Source organism: Sodalis sp. (in: enterobacteria) (assembly GCF_036327475.1).
Classification (GTDB): domain Bacteria; phylum Pseudomonadota; class Gammaproteobacteria; order Enterobacterales; family Enterobacteriaceae.
In genome coordinates this window covers 1,652,505-1,669,714 of sequence record NZ_CP132913.1, presented here as the reverse complement: position 1 = coordinate 1,669,714, position 17,210 = coordinate 1,652,505, and the positions used below count along the sequence as shown (strand labels likewise).

14 protein-coding genes and 2 pseudogenes are annotated in these 17,210 nt (G+C 51.2%); 4 read left to right on the top strand and 12 right to left on the bottom strand.

Annotation, left to right across the window (positions count from 1 at the left end; translation table 11 throughout):
• The first annotated feature begins 46 nt into the window (after positions 1-46).
• Both glmU and glmS read left to right on the top strand, forming a co-directional pair.
• Positions 47-1,432: a bifunctional UDP-N-acetylglucosamine diphosphorylase/glucosamine-1-phosphate N-acetyltransferase GlmU gene (gene glmU, locus GPOALKHO_RS08985; protein WP_406702220.1), complete on the top strand. Its 1,386-nt coding sequence runs from the start codon at positions 47-49 to the stop codon at positions 1,430-1,432.
• Positions 1,433-1,577: 145 nt separating this feature from the next.
• Entirely contained in the window at positions 1,578-3,410 is a 1,833-nt protein-coding gene (gene glmS, locus GPOALKHO_RS08980) for a glutamine--fructose-6-phosphate transaminase (isomerizing) (protein WP_406702219.1), read from the top strand.
• Positions 3,411-3,896: 486 nt separating this feature from the next.
• On the opposite strand, the gene GPOALKHO_RS08975 is transcribed toward glmS, so the two are convergent.
• Positions 3,897-4,178, bottom strand: a complete 282-nt coding sequence (locus GPOALKHO_RS08975; RefSeq protein WP_406702218.1) for a hypothetical protein — start codon at positions 4,176-4,178, stop codon at positions 3,897-3,899.
• A 473-nt stretch (positions 4,179-4,651) separates the two neighbouring features.
• Between GPOALKHO_RS08975 and pstS the strand changes: the two are divergent.
• Positions 4,652-5,525 (top strand): annotated as a pseudogene (pstS, locus tag GPOALKHO_RS08970) (phosphate ABC transporter substrate-binding protein PstS); the annotation flags it as partial.
• A 115-nt stretch (positions 5,526-5,640) separates the two neighbouring features.
• Positions 5,641-5,825 (top strand): annotated as a pseudogene (gene pstC, locus GPOALKHO_RS08965) (phosphate ABC transporter permease PstC); the annotation flags it as partial.
• Here pstC and GPOALKHO_RS08960 read toward each other — a convergent pair.
• The 11 genes from GPOALKHO_RS08960 to rpmH all read right to left on the bottom strand — a co-directional run bounded on the left by GPOALKHO_RS08960 (position 5,759) and on the right by rpmH (position 17,063).
• Positions 5,759-6,055 carry a PTS sugar transporter subunit IIC gene (locus tag GPOALKHO_RS08960; protein WP_406702217.1) on the bottom strand — a complete coding sequence of 99 codons (297 nt, stop codon included), beginning with the start codon at positions 6,053-6,055 and terminating at the stop codon, positions 5,759-5,761. The pseudogene pstC and the gene GPOALKHO_RS08960 sit on opposite strands and share 67 nt — an antisense overlap.
• 1,501 nt (positions 6,056-7,556) lie before the next feature.
• Positions 7,557-7,760 carry a hypothetical protein gene (locus GPOALKHO_RS08955; protein ID WP_406702215.1) on the bottom strand — a complete coding sequence of 68 codons (204 nt, stop codon included), beginning with the start codon at positions 7,758-7,760 and terminating at the stop codon, positions 7,557-7,559.
• A 554-nt stretch (positions 7,761-8,314) separates the two neighbouring features.
• Positions 8,315-8,527: a PTS system mannose/fructose/sorbose family transporter subunit IID gene (locus GPOALKHO_RS08950; RefSeq protein WP_406703473.1), complete on the bottom strand. Its 213-nt coding sequence runs from the start codon at positions 8,525-8,527 to the stop codon at positions 8,315-8,317.
• A 60-nt stretch (positions 8,528-8,587) separates the two neighbouring features.
• Entirely contained in the window at positions 8,588-9,028 is a 441-nt protein-coding gene (locus GPOALKHO_RS08945; protein WP_406702213.1) for a PTS sugar transporter subunit IIC, read from the bottom strand.
• Between the two features lie 336 nt (positions 9,029-9,364).
• Positions 9,365-9,511 carry a hypothetical protein gene (locus GPOALKHO_RS08940; protein ID WP_406702212.1) on the bottom strand — a complete coding sequence of 49 codons (147 nt, stop codon included), beginning with the start codon at positions 9,509-9,511 and terminating at the stop codon, positions 9,365-9,367.
• Positions 9,512-12,100: 2,589 nt separating this feature from the next.
• On the bottom strand, positions 12,101-12,277 hold the full coding sequence (locus tag GPOALKHO_RS08935) for a hypothetical protein (protein ID WP_406702211.1): 177 nt from the start codon (positions 12,275-12,277) through the stop codon (positions 12,101-12,103).
• Positions 12,278-13,232: 955 nt separating this feature from the next.
• Positions 13,233-14,597, bottom strand: a complete 1,365-nt coding sequence (gene mnmE, locus GPOALKHO_RS08930; protein ID WP_406702209.1) for a tRNA uridine-5-carboxymethylaminomethyl(34) synthesis GTPase MnmE — start codon at positions 14,595-14,597, stop codon at positions 13,233-13,235.
• Between the two features lie 54 nt (positions 14,598-14,651).
• A complete protein-coding gene (gene yidC / locus GPOALKHO_RS08925; protein ID WP_406702207.1) occupies positions 14,652-16,319 on the bottom strand; it encodes a membrane protein insertase YidC in 1,668 nt (555 codons plus the stop codon).
• Positions 16,320-16,321: 2 nt separating this feature from the next.
• Positions 16,322-16,579, bottom strand: coding sequence for a membrane protein insertion efficiency factor YidD (gene yidD, locus GPOALKHO_RS08920; protein ID WP_406702206.1), 258 nt, complete (start codon positions 16,577-16,579; stop codon positions 16,322-16,324).
• A complete protein-coding gene (gene rnpA / locus GPOALKHO_RS08915; RefSeq protein ID WP_406702205.1) occupies positions 16,543-16,902 on the bottom strand; it encodes a ribonuclease P protein component in 360 nt (119 codons plus the stop codon). The genes yidD and rnpA overlap by 37 nt, the downstream gene beginning before the upstream one ends.
• Positions 16,903-16,919: 17 nt before the next feature.
• Positions 16,920-17,063: a 50S ribosomal protein L34 gene (gene rpmH, locus GPOALKHO_RS08910; RefSeq protein WP_406702204.1), complete on the bottom strand. Its 144-nt coding sequence runs from the start codon at positions 17,061-17,063 to the stop codon at positions 16,920-16,922.
• Positions 17,064-17,210: the final 147 nt, after the last annotated feature.

Here is a 17,210-nt window from a genome sequence, read left to right as displayed (position 1 = left end):
ATCTGCGAACGGGTTTACTTTCGTCTGATAAACAGGATTTCACAAGATGGTTGTGTCGAATCGAGCATTAAGAGTGGTTGTCCTTGCCGCAGGCAAGGGAAATCGAATGTTTTCAGCCTTGCCGAAAGTGCTGCATCCCCTGGCCGGTAAAGCTCTGGTGCAGCACGTTATTGATGCCGCAACCCAGCTGGGCGCGGCGTGCATCCATATGGTCTACGGTTACGGCGGCGAATTGTTGCGTGAACGGCTCGCCCGTCAGAATGCTCCCTTAAATTGGGTGTTGCAGGCCGAGCAACATGGCACCGGCCATGCCGTACAGCAGATACTGGCGGATCTGCGCGACAAGGAAGATGTCCTGATCCTATACGGCGATGTCCCGCTTATTTCTCCAGACACCTTGCAGCGCTTGCTGACGGCAAGGCCGGAGGACGGTATTGGCCTGCTGACAGTAACGCTGGACAATCCTGAGGGCTATGGTCGTATCGTACGCAACGCCGACGGCGAGGTGGTCGGTATTGTCGAGCAGAAAGACGCCAACGAACAGCAGCGGCAAATAAAGGAAATCAATACCGGTATTCTGGTGGTCGGCGGCGGTGATTTGAAACGCTGGCTGGGGCAGTTAACCAACCATAACGTGCAGAGCGAATTCTATTTGACGGACATTATCGCCATGGCCTGGCACGAAGGACGGAAAATTAATGCGGTGCAGCCATCGCGGCATAGCGAAGTCGAAGGGGTGAATAACCGGCTACAGCTTGCGCGTCTGGAGCGACTATTTCAGCAAGAGCAGGCAGAGCGTCTTTTGTTGGCCGGTGTGATGCTGTCCGATCCAATGCGTTTCGATTTGCGTGGCGAACTGTGCCATGGACAGGATGTCTTCATCGACACCAACGTTATTCTTGAGGGCCGGGTGACGCTCGGCAACAGGGTGATAATTGGTACCGGTTGCGTCCTGAAAAATGTGGTTATCGGTAATGATGTGGTCGTTAGCCCCTATACCGTTATCGAGGATGCCCGCGTGGCGGCGCGCAGTACTCTCGGTCCCTTCGCCCGACTTCGCGCCGGCAGCGAGCTAGAGGAGGGCGCGCACGTGGGTAATTTTGTCGAGATGAAACAAGCCAGCTTGGGTAAAGGGTCGAAAGCCGGTCATCTTAGTTACCTTGGGGACGCCGAGATAGGAGCACAAGTCAATATCGGCGCCGGTACCATTACCTGCAATTATGATGGCGCTAACAAGCATAAAACCGTGATTGGCGACAATGTCTTCGTTGGCTCCGATAGCCAGCTGGTGGCGCCGGTAACCCTTGGCCGCGATGCCACCATTGGCGCCGGCACGACCGTTACGCGCGATGTGGCCGATGGTGAAATGGTCATCAGTCGGATACGTCAGTTTCCCATTGCTAACTGGACGCGGCCGGTGAAGAAAAAATGAGTGTGCGACCGCCATTAGCGGGTGGTTTTGTCGCGTTACCCTAAAGCGGCCGGTAAGACCCGCGACGCGTATCGGCGCCGCGCCGATCGGATTTGGTGCTAGCTTACTAACGGCGATTGCAGCCATTTAATCAGGAATAACCAAAATGTGTGGAATAGTGGGTGCGGTTGCGCAGCGTGATATTGCTGAGATCCTGTTGGAGGGATTACGTCGTCTTGAGTATCGTGGATATGATTCCGCCGGGCTGGCTGTGGTGGACAATCACGGCCATCTGCAGTGCCTGCGTCGAGTGGGAAAAGTCAGTGCACTGACCGAGGTGGCACAGACGCACCTGCTCTCCGGTGGTACTGGCATTGCCCATACCCGTTGGGCGACTCACGGCGAGCCGACGGAAAATAACGCGCATCCCCACGTCTCGGGGCACATCGCGGTCGTCCATAACGGCATTATCGAAAATCATGAACCGCTGCGCGAGCAGTTACGCGCACGAGGCTACTCGTTCGTTACACAAACCGACACGGAAGTGATCGCGCATTTGGCGCATTGGGAACAGCGCCAACAAGGCGGCGCGCTCTTTGAGGTGATGCAGCGGGTGGTAGGCGCTCTGCGTGGCGCCTACGGCACGGTTATTATGGATAGCCGCGATCCAAGCGTGCTGGTGGCAGCACGCTCCGGCAGTCCACTAGTAATTGGCCGCGGCGTCGGCGAGAACTTCCTGGCTTCCGATCAACTGGCGCTTCTGCCCGTCACTCGCCGCTTTATGTTCCTCGAAGAGGGCGACATCGCCGAAATTACCCGCCGTACCATTCGGGTGTGGGACCCGGCCGGTGAGAGCGTGGAGCGGCCGGAAATCGAATCCCAGGTAAAATACGACGCCGGCGATAAAGGGCTATACCGCCACTATATGCAAAAGGAAATTTTTGAGCAGCCACAAGCAATCAAAAACACGCTGGAAGGTCGCTTTAGCCATGGAGAGGTAACGCTGTCGGAACTGGGCGACGGCGCCGATATGTTGCTACGCCAGGTGCAGCACGTGCAGATTATTGCTTGTGGCACCTCCTATCACTCCGCCATGGTCTCCCGCTATTGGTTCGAAGCGCTGGCCGGCATGCCTTGTGATGTGGAGATCGCCTCCGAGTTTCGCTACCGCAAACCCGCGGTACGCCCCGGCAGTTTGCTGATCACCCTCTCCCAGTCCGGCGAGACCGCAGATACTCTAGCGGCGCTACGATTGACCAAATCCCTCGGCTATCTGGGTTCGCTTGCCATCTGTAATGTCGCCGGCTCTTCGCTGGTGCGCGAATCGGATATGGCGCTGATGACCCGTGCCGGCACCGAAATCGGCGTAGCTTCCACTAAAGCGTTCACCACCCAGTTGACGGTGCTGTTGATGCTGGTGGCGCGCATCGGACGCCTGTGCGGTATGGACCAGGAGATAGAGGAAGATATCGTTCATGCTCTACAGGCGCTGCCGAGCCGCATCGAGCAGATGCTGTCGCTGGATAAGCCCATTGAAACGCTAGCAGAAGAGTTTTCCGATAAACACCATGCGCTGTTTTTAGGCCGCGGCGCTCTTTACCCTATCGCTATGGAAGGGGCGCTGAAACTGAAAGAAATCTCTTATATTCACGCTGAAGCCTATGCCGCCGGGGAATTGAAACATGGCCCGTTGGCGCTTATTGACGCCGATATTCCGGTGATCGTCATTGCTCCCAACAATGAACTGCTGGAAAAACTGAAATCCAATATAGAAGAAGTGCGCACTAGGGGGGGGTTGTTGTATGTTTTCGCGGAGCAGGATGCCGGTTTTATCGCCAGTAAAAATATGAAAATTATCCCGCTGACGCACGTGGAGCAGATTGTGGCGCCCATTTTCTATACCGTACCAATGCAACTACTGGCCTATCACATTGCCTTGATTAAAGGGACTGACGTTGATCAGCCGCGCAATCTGGCGAAATCGGTAACAGTGGAATAACCTTAATGGTGGTTGCATCCAGCCACAACCGCACCGCGGTGCTTTTGCGGCGGTGGTTTTACTTTAAAACCATGCCATTGTCTTCGAAAGGCGCGGCTGGCAGCAACGGGATACTCCTGTCGGGCCGCTACTTCTTGACCTGCCGGAGGACGTGATATCTATGGATAGCTGTTAAGCTTTCGGCTTTTCTGGGCCTGTCTGGCTGTCGTACTAACCACCTCACCGTGCGTACCGACCTTCGCGACGCCGGTGGTCGAGGACAATCCTCGTACTGCACGAGCCGGTTCACCTGCTATACTCGTCGTGCCGATGAGATCTCACTTATCTTTCGTACAATTATAGCTAATGGTGTCCACAGTACCTAGGGAAAGCTCGGCGCCGATCAAGTTTCGCTATGGCATTCACTACCGATAACGCTTGGCAGTTATATGCTGCCGGGCAATTAATCCCTAGATAGCCATCGATTTTGACACATTCAGCCAATTGTTAGGCGCGGAGGTATTCCGTCAGTTGAGCTTGGCGCAACCGGTAGCTATCACTTGACTGCCTGGCGACATTCTCCGTCGTTGATGGGGTATCAGCAATGTCTGATTTATGAGGCCAGTTTCGGAGTTTCGCCAGCGAAGAGCTTATCGGTAAGATGAAAAGCAGTACCGCAATGTCACGACGAACTACCGGCAAACGCACAGCGCCACCGCCAGCGGCTTGGGTCATGATAATGACTATTTGATCGACAACCTGACATCTTGCAGTATGTCGGTAGGCCACGTAAAAATCAGTGGCAACAAAAGATATGTATAATCTGGGCATAGATTTCTTCAGCCGCTTTGAAAGTTATCTGTTTGCGCCAGACCAAATCCTATTTTGCTACAACGCTCGCCATTTTACGCGCAATGATAAAGCGCCCTTGCGAACATTGGCATCTGCCTTCTACCAGCAGCGGGTGGGAATTTTAGCCACAGCGGCTTGCCCGTTACGGGCTGAAAACGGGAAGTCAACGGCCACACTGACGCCGAATGCGATAAGCGACATCCGCTCAGTACTGGAGGGCACGCCGGCAATGGCGCACGTTGCAGCTATAGCGGCAAGGTTCGGCGCTGCCAACATCGGGCATCGTCATCTAACTGTCATATTTCGTAAATCTTACTGTCACCAAGCTGACCTATTTTCCCTCCCGTACGGCACATCTTTACCAACAACAAGCACAAAATGTCGACGATTTTATTCAAGTAAGAGGGATTATGAAACTGATTCGTATCACCCTGACGGTATGGTTGCAGCCTCTTTCATTCTGGCGGCGGCGCCCGCTTTTGCTACGGCTAGCCTAACCGATACAGGTGCGACCTTTCCGACGCCGGTTTACGCTAAATTAGGCAAATTCCTATCAAAATCCACCCCACCGGCGTAAAAGTCAATTATCAAGACATCGGTTCCTTCGGCGGCGCAAATCATCGCTAATACCGTCGATTTCTGCGAATCTGACGCGCCATTGAGCGATGAAAAGCCTAATAAAGACGCTTGTTCTAACCCACCGTTATCAGCGACGTTGTGCTAGCGATTAATATACCGGGCATGAAGAGCGGCGAGCTGACACTGAAAGAGAAAAACGCTGGCTGAGTGACATCCATCTCGGTTAAATCAAAAAAATGAAATGCCAGGCGACAATCAAACTCAACCTGGGGCTGAAACTGCTGAATCAGGCGATTGCGGTGGCGCGCATTGCCGATGGTTCGGGCACCTCGTTTGTTTTCACCAGCTCAATCCTGACTGAAAAGGAAAAATCGGCGCCGGTTCGACGGTTAATTGGCCAGTAGGATTGGGTGGCAAAGGCAACGACAGCCGTGGCCGCTTTCGCGCTTACCCGAAAATATGCCTACACCAAACAAAACCATCTCGCCTATACCAAATTGATCGCTTCTGACGGCAAGCCGGTATCGCCTACCGAGCAAAATTTCAGTGCGGCGACTAATGGTGTCGATTTGGAAAGCTCATTCGCCCAGGACTTGACCAATCAGCCAAGAGACAACGCATGGCCGATTACCTTCCATCTTCATTTTGCCGCACAAACAACAAAATCGTCTCGAGCAAGGAAAAGAAGTGCTGAAATTCTTTGACCGAGGTCCATAGCTACGGCACGTAATGAGCCGGTGAACTGGACTAGGCACTGCTTGATGCGGTTACTCCCGCATCCGCGCGGCGTGGCTTATATGAGCAAGTTATGGCTCAATTCGGTATTAGCGTCTCGCTGGTGGTCGCGCCTTTACCAAGTATAGAAAAGTTTGGCTTTTTCTTTTGTGGACCCCTGGATGGGATGCGCCATCGGAACGTTTTGGCGCGCTGGTGCCTGTTTACGGCATTCTGATGACCTCGTTTATTGCCTTGCTGATAGCGGTGCCGCTCAGTTTCGGCATCGCGTTTTCCTGATCGAGCTGGCATTCGACTGTGGACAGCGTGCCGAGCGCGAAGGCGATAATCGGTAGCTTAAGGAACGTCGCGGCGATAAATCCAAAAATGAAATAGGCCACATAGTGCTGTTTCAATATGATCTTTATGAGCAGCGAAAAACCAAACGGGCCGTCAGCTCGAGGATTTTCAGCGCCACCTCTTGTGTGACGCCAGATAGGACAATCCGCGCTAAGACACATTACGCGTGTGAATCCGCCGCGAGCCAATGACTTACACTGTTTCTGCTTATGACGCCTACTGCTGGTCGTACCAATCAGCAACCGATCGAAGCATTTCGTCGCTCTGCACCCGCGGCCAATGGTCCAGTGTCAGCAGCGTCGCCAGTAGCATGCGGCCCAAGCTGAATGTGATGGAGAAACCCTGATATCCAGCGCTTCCGACGGCATGATGAAAGTACGGGCGCGTTGTCGATTTTGGCCGCAGCATGCGGCCAGCCAGCGTTACCGCGGTCAGACTCTAGGGGCTATTGCAGGAGCGGTCGCAGGAAACCAGCAACGTTGGTTGCGTCGTGTGCAGGTAGTGCAGAGGGGACGGCACGATATCGGTAGTGGCGCAGGCGAGACGACATCACGACCGGTCCCTCGCACAGCACGATGCGCAACCGGCTGGTGCAACAGCGTTTGCGAGAAGGTCTGCTATTGCGGATGAAGCTGATGCAACCGCTGGGTCAATCGGCGCCAACAGCCATGGTTGCTAGTGGATCTCGCGAGCGGTGTGCAAGGCCCGACGCTGCCCAACCACTACTCGGGATAGGATACAGCTGTTTCATCATGATGCCGCTTAATGATGCCGCTTATCTCTGTGGGTCGATGGGGGCTAATCACCGGCGATAATGACCTCTGCCAATAGTGGTCAGCACTTGCCGGTAATCATCGGGATTCGAGTGTCGGTAATCAGTCGCTGAATGCCAATGGCGGGCGAATAAGACAAAAACTCTTGCAGCCAAATTTACTGGCGTCCTCCGGGACGATGTTTCATGCGCGCCTTCACACATGACTCGATTCGGACTTGCCTCACCGGCGTGGAGTGGTGATGCCGGCTTGCAGATCGAAGCCGAGAAGTAGTGTGTTGAAACGATAAAATTGCTGCTCCGCGGCCAAGTATACAGTGAGTAGGAGTTCAGGCGCACGCTGCCGCCCAGCACCGTGACATCCAACTGTTCGTAGTCCGCCAGCTCGTAGGCGATATTCAGCGCGCTGGTTATCACCACCAAATTGTGGACCCGGAATCGATAATTCACGCCTGATCGTCACGAACATATTCCACCTCTTTGGCGTCGATGCGCAGTTTGATGTCGGGGTTGATGTGTCCTTTGCGCAGTGGCTTGTCAAGGACGAATTGTTGATTAAGCATGACCCAGCCATAGGATCGCAACGCGCAGCCTTTTCTAGATAGCGTATGTTGCTATAAGATTTCGATGATTTTTCACGGCGACTCAGGGCGTCCAGCGCTATGTTGTTCTGTTCCCGAGCGTGTTGCGAGCGCGGTCACAGCTTTTTTTCGCTAACTATCTAAAAATACTTTTATTCTACATTCAAGTGAAAGCGAAAATACAGCACCTGGTGCATTTAAATAAGGCTGGAAAATCCCATTTTCCGTCACGCTGTTTTCACAGGATAGGCGAAAACGAAAAGCTGGTATCGATTTTGCTCGAGTTGGCATATAAATCCGATAGCAAATTTAGCAATGAGCGATGGTTTCCGTGCGCTGACACCGCTTCTGATGATGACGGATAACGCACGCCTGAAACGAGTAAGCCATTGTCAGCCACTCGTTATAGTTATTTCGTTGTGGAAATTCGAAACGGGCAAGGGAACGCACGATATGGCGGAGGTTATCCACCCCACCGCCGTCGTGGTAAGACTCGCTTGCGTTATTTTCCATGATCAGCGCGCTGCCCTTTCGCCGGCGAAAGGGCAGCGGCCACCAGGATGCACTTGCGCTGATACCCTTTTCTGTGACCCATAGTCTTTGCATTGATTTACGTGTGCATCCAGAGCGTCATTGTTCTCTATAAACGAAATATTTCCAGTAATCCCCAGAAATTTAGTTGCGTTTTACTATCCACCAGTAGATGCCGAACATGACCAGCAGCGCAAAAATACCAGGAATAATGTTGTCGATCACTTGTTGCAGAAAGAAGGGTTTAACGCGCCAAAACTGAATTGCAGCGATGCGCTGAGCTTCACGTAGATCTATGACAACGCACTTATCATAAACAAACTAAGTAAACAGACTAAGGGTGCTGGCATCGGTAATGAGCATACGAGCCGTAAGCCGCCAGTCTACGACCAACAACAATCTGAATAATCGGCAGAAGCAAGAAAGAGGCGCCAAGAATACTTCCATTAGCAGAAACCTTACCGCTAGACTGAAGATGATTGGCTTTCAGCGCGTCGCCCAGTCAATTGAGTTGCCAATTCTAGCCATCGATCCCATCAATTTTGTTTTGTGTCGGTAATGGTGTTATTATCAATGTCTACGCCTTTCGCTTTCTGTTCTTCCATCGCGATGACGATGCCGTTAATCGGCGCACTAAACACGGCTTCAGTATTGTAAAACATCGAATGGCGTTTGATGGCAAGCTTCAAATCCTCCTTTTCTGAGTAAGCTTCGCAGGATAAGCAAAATAGACGTGTTGAGCCAGCTATTCTTTATATCTTTTCTGTTATCTCTTTAGGGTGCATGGGTTAAATCCTAACGCTTATTTCTTATTTTGATAATAAGAAATAAGTAATACGGCGCTGAGACAAAAATCGCCGCGCTGCACCATAGCTAATGACAAACCACGGTAGTAATGCTCTGTTACCGATAACGAAAATGGTCAAGACAAAGCCGAGCGCAGGGAGCAGACTCCCTGCAACGCTGAACCCATGAATCAGCCATTCCGGTATATTCTGTTTAGAAAGGCATTGATGCTGTCTTTGACGTAAAGAAACGGCGTTGACGGTTTTTCTGAATTGATCAAGAAATACGCCCATAATCCAGACCGGTACCGCATGGCAATGGCCAGCGTCGGCGAAAGGTCGGTGTTTAAGGCGAGTGGTAATAGTGATAATGACGGCCGGGTAATCATCGGCAGGCAAGTTGGAGTCTGCCGCCGCTACAAGATCTGTATGGCCGCACAAATGATTACCGCACGCATGAGTCATCCATTATCAAGCAAATCAGTACTTAGGCGAGTAATGGCTGTCGGATGGTGTGGATAATGGCATAACCTACGTCAGCTCTACAAATCCAGTACCAGAACCCGGTAAAAATCGCGACTTCCTACAAATCAGCCCTCCAGACAGACGTGTTATGGCTTTATCAACGTTAATTTGACTTCATCTGTTGTGACTAAAAAGAAGCGGCGGTTCCCTGAGACTGAATAAATGTGAGATCCTGTAAATCCTGATCATCAATGGATATTCTATTCACCACGCCGCGCAGATTGACACTGCCACCGATTCCACCAATAGGAACTTACAATACAATATTCCATGACATCAAATGTCTGACGTTACCAATGGATTTAATAACGCCAGTACGTTATTGCTGTGTAAGCGTCTCTCTTGAGAGGCGTTAACGAATTGCTCTTCGTCCATGACATGAACATCGACGCCAGGTGGCGACATCACATAGATATTGGCCAACAGGGGTCTTGATATAATTTGTCCTCCACTTAGTAACGGCCATATTTCGCCACTTCGTAATAACCTGACAATGAATTAGGCGAAAATCAACTCGTAACAGTTTAATATTATTCGTATCTATTCACGTTGGCTATAGATGTCACGTTTTTAATACTTACGCCGCCCACTTCAAGAATGCGATTGATGAGTTCTTCTATACTCAGTTCATTACGATACATCTCGGCTTCAATCAGCATTTGTAAATTCATGCCGCACATCACCGGAAAACCTTTTTTTGTTTAGCAAGCACCGCTGCCACGTTAGACAGCGTACCGGCGTAAATATCGATAAAATGATATTGTGCGTAGGGGTCAGTTTTAATACCTTACTATCTCTTCCATAAGCTGCTCTAGCGCCATACTCGGCACTAATAACAAGCAATAAATATTCTCTATCTTACCTAGGATTATTTCGCAGTTATTAACACTTAGTTGCCGAAACGGCCATCTGAAATAACGAATAACCATTGGACAACGTTTACATAAAATTTCCTACCAGAAACGGAAAATGTAGTCGCGAGATTTTTCTCCTGTGATGTTTATTGTGATACATGTAATATAATTTGACCTGTCGGACAATAGCTAGATTACCAAATTGGCGATTTCATCAAACTTTCCCTGACGGCCGAGGAGGATTTTTTGGTTGCAATCTTCATCAATATTGGTGACCTTTATGTCACGGCTTCACGGCGCCTGGCATCCCTCACAATCAGTGTCGGTTCATTGATGCCGTGCGCAACGCCCACGGCCCGAATACAAAATGTACCAAGCTCTTTCATCCGGGATAGGGTAAACTATGTACAGCGACTTTGGTTGAGGAATAACAACTCTGTTTTCTTTCGCTCTCAATGCCGGCCTCGAAGAGAATTTGTACCACTGCGACCTGTTTTTGCGGATCATGATGCGAGTGACTTCTTGAGTGCAAATAAAAGGTCTCTTTTGGTTCATCTCACCATAAAATAAAAATCGTCGTCGCTTAACTCGTATTGCGGCGTTTTGCTATAATAGTCGATCAACAGTCGGGCGCGGTTTAACCATCGCGTTGTTCATCAGTCTATAGATACGTTGATACTGGCGATATACGTCATTAACACACTGTTTGAATGCAGTACGATCAGTAACATCGCACAAGCGGTAATCCATTCAGGCCGCGCGGGAAGCGGAGCTCGGTATTTGGATATTTGCAACAATCACCTTGGCATTATTCTCCAGCAGGTGATTGACAATATGTGAGCCAATTCCGGAACTCCAGATGGAATAACCACCGCTGATTCAGATCTATCCACTTCTTCGACGCCATTGCATTCTCTCAAGATGAAGTTAAAGCTAAGTTGTGTGAGTGATAATACAAAGGCGTGCCAAATTTTACAATATTATTAGTGAGTTAGAGTTAATGTTTAGGCATCGCCAGAAACCTGTATACTATCTCGTTGGGCGTTTAACACTAGCAAGGAATGGTCAATAGTGACCCAGGTCTCTATGAGCTCATATGTCATTATGAATTCCGTTGTGGTCATGGTAAAGTGGTATTTGACAATAAGCGGCCTGTCTGTCGGCGAACATCATGGTTGAGCAATAATTTTCCACAATTGGTCAGGCTTATCATACTGATATTGATATAGAGATGGCGTTAGCATTCAATTTCATAAGTGGTAATGATTAACCTTTCGCTTTTGCCAGCCTCCACATTTTAGATCGTCATGTTCATTTTACGACATCATTTCATCATTTACATAACGCCTGGCGATTTCCTATAGCTGCTTTGACACCCCACCAAAATACAGGAGATGATCAATTTGCTCTGGATATGCAGTTTAATTTCGGCGTCAATATCCTCGAGCGAGCCCATGCCTACAAAGTCACCATATCGACGAACGGGGCATATCAAACACTTTGAGATAAAAACCCCTAGCAAATTATTCGCATTCCAGTAATGTCGGAGGCAGTGGTGAGTCCGTGAGCCACGATAGTGCTTTGGATAAGCGGCTCCTACTCGACTTGATGGCAAAAACAGTACTCAGCAAGGGATGCTGCAGGGGCGCCGATGTTTCCGGCAAGCGCCGGTGTGCAGCAACGAAAGGTTTCACTAGCCAGCAAACAAGCGTGCAGGAGAATGTATTCCGTCACCATGGTGAGATGCTCGATAGAAGCGGAAGAAACAGTGTTATGCAAGCACTATTGCAGACAATAGAATACGGCCTTTCCATCATTAATCCATACGTAAACCGCTCAGCTCGCTGGTAGAGCCGCCCAGCGGCCGCTTCCGCCCAGAGTTGCGAGATAATGCTCATCTAGCTTGCGAACGAATAGCGGGACATTATCGGATCATCGGCAAAAGTTTTCTAGTAGGGTTTCTCGCGCCACCGATCTTGTCGGTGTAAACAGTAATGCCGGAAGGTGTTCTCGTCCCAATGAAAATGACGTTTTCGCTATCATCTCGCGCCAGCGGATTACACAAGACGCATGCCGTTCTTTTGTCCCTACGTCCCTACATATAAGCGGAAGCGCGCAAAACTTTGATGCGGTTTTGAGTTCACCGATATTTCCCCGTTCAGGGGAAGTAATCAAATGGCGAATCGCTGCGCTTCAGCTTGGAAAAGGTGGATACCAGCGCCAGTTTCTCACCAAAGGGCGTGATTAGGACGAGGGTAATCACTTGGATACGGCGGTAGAACGTCGTAGGCAAAATATTTTCGCTGTTTTCGGTGGTGGCGAAAAGAAAACGCACATGGGCGCGACAAGCTTGGCGCTTATCACCCGAGCGATAAAGTAGCCTTTATTCATAAACAGGAAAAGTTTTTCCTGGTTTTCAGCGGATAGGCAGTGAACTTCGTCGAGAAAGAAAAGCCTTTGTCTGCTTCATCCAGCAGACCGGTTTTCTCTTTGTCCGCGCCTGCAAAGGGCCCCTCACATAACCGAATAGCGCACTGGACAATAATTTCTAGTCGGCGCAATTGAACTCAACTAGCCTCGCTCTGCGGGGATCACGTTGTTTTCACCGGCGTAGCGGTGCAACAAAGTGGCGAGGTGGCTTTTCCTACGCCGCTAGCGCCAGTGACCAGGATCAGTACACCGCCATCAGGCTAATTGACCGCCGATAAGCATAATTCGCGCTTTTCAAACTCCCGGCCGCTGATTAAAGCCCGAAACACATCTTGTTCTGGCCGCTGAGTCGCCGCGCCGCTGTCAGCCGCCCGGGGTCGCTAAGCCAGGAACGGACCGGCGATCCTTCTCCGCACAGCTGATTACTCTTCGCTCTCGTGATGATAGCACGCGCTTATTTGTCATGAGGTCTCTTTTGTTGAATTGATTAAAGGGTGCCTTGTTGCTTTCATGCAGGTTTCACAAGCACCGGAGCGGACGAAAGCCACCGCCTCCAAATTGACCGCTGCGCCTCATTGTGTTCCGTCGCAGGGCCGAATAACAGGCTGAATTTTACTAGACCAGGGCAGAGCGACGCCTACGGGCGCGCTGGCTCCAAAATGGGTGTTTGCTGCTGCGCGGCAGCATTTTGGACCCAATAAGCGGCCATTTTTGCTCGTACGGATTATTAAGATATCTCGGCAGGGATGATAGCTTTTCGGCGCCATAATGAGGCGCCCGAATATCGGTTTGGGTTGGCACTCAACCGAAACCGTGAATCTCAAGGGCAAGAGAAAGGAAGTGGACACTACTAACTAGATTTATTTTCCGATACAGAAACTGGAAAAAATCCTGCCGAGCAGATCGTCGGAGCTGAATTCACCGATAATTTCACTCAGCGCCTGTTGCGCTAGTCGTAACTCTTCTGCCAGCAGTTCTCCTGCGTAAGCGCTTACCAACCGTTCTTTTCCCTGCTGCAAATGCATGGCGGCGGTTTCTAGCGCATCCAGATGGCGTCGACGAGCCAACAAAAACCCCTCGGTGCTGTCTGTAAGACCCATGCTCTGTTTCAAATGGTTACGCAGCAGATCTACGCCCATACCAGACTTGGCGGAAAGGGTAATAAGTAAGTGACCGCTCACATCACTTATGGCGACGCTTTCGCCGGTGAGGTCGGCTTTATTACGCACTACCGTAACCGGCATACCGGAAGGCAAACGAGCGATAAATGCCGGCCAAAGCATATTCGAGTCATTAAGTGGGGTGACGGCGCCGTCCACCATCAGTAGCACATGGTCGGCCTGTTCAATTTCACGCCAGGCACGATCAATGCCAATCCGCTCTACCTCGTCGCCAGCGTCTCGTAGGCCAGCGGTATCGACAATATGCAGCGGCATACCGTCCAGGTGGATATGTTCACGCAGCACGTCGCGCGTCGTGCCCGCAATGGCAGTGACGATGGCGGCCTCGCGCCCCACAAGCGCGTTTAGTAGGCTTGATTTACCTGCGTTCGGCTTACCGGCAATCACGACTTTCATGCCTTCGCGCAGCAGGTTACCCTGGCGCGCTTTGATGCGTACTCCATCAAGACTGGCGATGACGTCGTTCAGGCTGGCTTCAATTTTGCCGTCAGAGAGGAAATCGATTTCTTCATCAGGAAAGTCGATAGCCGCTTCGACGTAGATGCGCAGGTTAGTGAGTGCCTCCATTAATTCATGAATTCGCCCGGAAAACGCGCCCTGTAGCGAATTAATAGCTGAGCGGGCGGCTTGCTCAGAGCTAGCGTCAATGAGGTCGGCAATCGCTTCTGCCTGAGCGAGGTCCAGTTTGTCATTGAGAAAGGCGCGCTCGGAAAACTCGCCAGGGCGGGCAATGCGCACACCGGGCAGTGATAGGATACGCTGCAGCAACAGATCCAAGATGACCGGGCCGCCATGCCCTTGCAGTTCCAGGACATCTTCACCTGTAAAGGAATGGGGGCCAGGGAAGAACAGGGCAATGCCCTGATCAAGCGTAGCGCCGCCATCAGCGCGAAAGGGTAGGTATTCCGCCTGACGCGCCCGCGGTAACTTACCTAGCAGTGTGTGGGCCACCGTAGCGGCCAGGGAGCCCGAGACGCGCAGAATGCCGACACCGCCGCGTCCGGGCGGGGTGGCAATGGCTGTGATAGTATCCGTCTGGCTCATTGAAACGCTCGCTTAGCGCCGTGGGGCGTGATCGAAAAATTAGGACAGTCATGGTTATAACCGTCTGATGCGTGCACCGTTATTTGGTTTTTTATTCCTGCTGTGCAGGCCGCGCTTTTCCAGGCCGTGATAAATAAGCTGCTGCTGGATAATGGTCACCAGGTTGCTGACGATATAGTACAACACCAGACCTGACGGAAACCACAGGAAGAACACGGTGAAAATCACCGGTGTAAAGGTCATGATCTTCTGCTGCATCGGGTCAGTGACGGTGGTGGGCGACATCTTCTGGATGAAGAATATGGTAATGCCCATTAGTACCGGTAGGATGTAGTAGGGATCCTTGGCCGAAAGGTCATGGATCCACAGGGCGAACGGAGCATGACGCAATTCGATCGAGCCTGACAACATGTAATACAGCGCCAGGAAGATCGGCATCTGAATCACCAGCGGCAGACAGCCGCCAAGTGGATTAACCTTTTCCGCCTTGTACAGCGCCATCATTTCCTGGCTTTGACGCTGTTTATCGTCACCCAGGCGCTCACGCATCGCCGCCAGTTTCGGCTGCAGCATGTGCATCTTGGCCATCGATGTGTACTGCGCCTTGGTCAGCGGGTACATGATGCCGCGAAGGATAAAAGTAATGATAATAATGGAAAAGCCCCAGTTGCCGATATAGCCGTGGATAAATTTCAACAGCTTGAACAGTGGCTGGGAAATAAACCATAGCCAGCCGTAATCAACCACCAAATCCAGGTGTGGGGCGATGGTCGCCATTTTGTCCTGGATTTCCGGGCCGAGCCACAGCGTGGCTTTCAGCTCGCTTTGGCCGCTGGCCGCGACGGTGACAGGGGTGGATTTGAAGCCGATAGCCGCCTGGCCGTTACCCTGGTCCGTGGTATAAAAAGTGTTTTTGCCTTGGGTGAAAGGCACCCAGGCAGTGGCGAAATACTGCTGCAACATGGCGACCCAGCCCCCCTCGGTGCTGACGGAGAGATTCTCGCTTTTGATATCTTTGAAGCTGTACTTATGATATTTGTCGTTGGCAGTAGAATACGCCGCGCCACGGTAAGTGTGTAACGCAAAGTTGCTGTTGCCGGTATCGCGCGCCTTGGGCAAATCAATGGATTGTTTTAGTTGACCGAACAACGTCAACTCAAGCGGTTTCGCGCTGGCGTTATTGATATCGTAATGGACGTTTAACGCAAAATCGCCGCGTTTCAAGATGAATGTCTTGGTGTACACCGCGCCGTCTGGCGCGGTGTAGGTCAGCGGCACGCGCAATTTGCTCTGGTTATCCGCCAGAACATAGATGTCCTGGTTGGTGGTATACAGTGGGCGTTCGCTGTTGGTGGGGTTATCCGGACCGTTTTTGCCAGTCAGACCGCTTTGTGCGTGATAGATGAACTCAGCGGAGGTTTCCAGCAAATGGAAAGGTTGCGGCGAACCCAGTTTATCAGGATAGGACAGCAGGAAAGCCTGTTCAATGTCACCGCCGCGGGTATTGATTTTCAGCGATAGTACGTCGGTTTTCACCGTAATTAGCTGGCCCTGTCCGCTGGTCGGCACGATCTGGCTGTCCGAGTCTACCGCTGTGGTGTTCGCGTTCTGTTGCGTAGTCTGGGCGGTAGGCTTGAGAGCATGTTCCGTCTGCCAGGCCTGCCAGATCATGAAAGACACGAACAGCAGAGCAATGACAAGAAGATTGCGTTGCGAATCCATTGTTAATGTTCTCTGTTGTCAAAGGTTTTTGGCGGCACGGGATCTTCGCCACCTGGGTTTAAAGGGTGGCATTTTAATACGCGTTTTAATGTCAACCAACCGCCTTTTAACATACCAAACCTGCGCATCACCTCAATTCCATACTGCGAACAAGTGGGATGAAATCGGCAATGAAGCCCTAGCAACGGGCTGATCACGAGCTGATAACCGCGTATCAACCCGATCAGCAGCTTTGGGACTGGCGACAATGGCGGCGCCATAATTTTTCTAACGCTTCCGTCACGGCATGGTTATCCAGATCGGCCACGCCTTTCTTGGTGATGACCACAAAATCCATGGCGGGCAGGGCGTGCTGATGTAGCCGGAAACTTTCGCGCGTCAGGCGCTTGATCCGGTTTCGTTCATGGGCCCGCTTTACATGTTTTTTAGCGACCGTGAGACCGATGCGGGGATGCCCCAGCGTGTTCAGGCGGCCGAGGATAGTGACATGCGGCGTGCCGGCCCGTTGAGGCTGCTGGAAGACGAAAGTAAAATGACTGGGAGTTAACAACCGTAACTCCCGGGGAAATGCGAGTTTAACCACCCGGTGGGCAAGCTTTCTTACTTGGAAAATACAGTCAGGCGTGTACGGCCTTTTGCACGGCGACGTGCTAAAACTTGACGACCGTTCTTCGTTGCCATACGAGCACGGAAACCGTGTGTACGATTGCGTTTTAATACGGACGGTTGGAAAGTGCGTTTCATAGCGATTTCTACCTAAACTTGATGATTACTGATCAGTAAACGCATTTCGCCGCTTGGCGAAAAACCACTAATGCTTCAATCACGATTGAAGAGGCGGGATTGTAATAATTGTACAGCCTCGAGTCAATTCACATTGCGCATGCCCGC

Excerpts from the sequence above, each read along its gene's own strand:
- GPOALKHO_RS08945 (WP_406702213.1), bottom strand. The coding sequence starts at position 9,028 with ATGACTCATGCGTGCGGTAATCATTTGTGCGGCCATACAGATCTTGTA.
- mnmE (WP_406702209.1), bottom strand. The coding sequence starts at position 14,597 with ATGAGCCAGACGGATACTATCACAGCCATTGCCACCCCGCCCGGACGC.
- rpmH (WP_406702204.1), bottom strand. The coding sequence starts at position 17,063 with ATGAAACGCACTTTCCAACCGTCCGTATTAAAACGCAATCGTACACAC.
- glmU (WP_406702220.1), top strand. The coding sequence starts at position 47 with ATGGTTGTGTCGAATCGAGCATTAAGAGTGGTTGTCCTTGCCGCAGGC.
- glmS (WP_406702219.1), top strand. The coding sequence starts at position 1,578 with ATGTGTGGAATAGTGGGTGCGGTTGCGCAGCGTGATATTGCTGAGATC.
- yidD (WP_406702206.1), bottom strand. The coding sequence starts at position 16,579 with ATGGCGCCGCCATTGTCGCCAGTCCCAAAGCTGCTGATCGGGTTGATA.
- GPOALKHO_RS08955 (WP_406702215.1), bottom strand. The coding sequence starts at position 7,760 with ATGGAAAATAACGCAAGCGAGTCTTACCACGACGGCGGTGGGGTGGAT.
- GPOALKHO_RS08960 (WP_406702217.1), bottom strand. The coding sequence starts at position 6,055 with ATGTGTCTTAGCGCGGATTGTCCTATCTGGCGTCACACAAGAGGTGGC.
- yidC (WP_406702207.1), bottom strand. The coding sequence starts at position 16,319 with ATGGATTCGCAACGCAATCTTCTTGTCATTGCTCTGCTGTTCGTGTCT.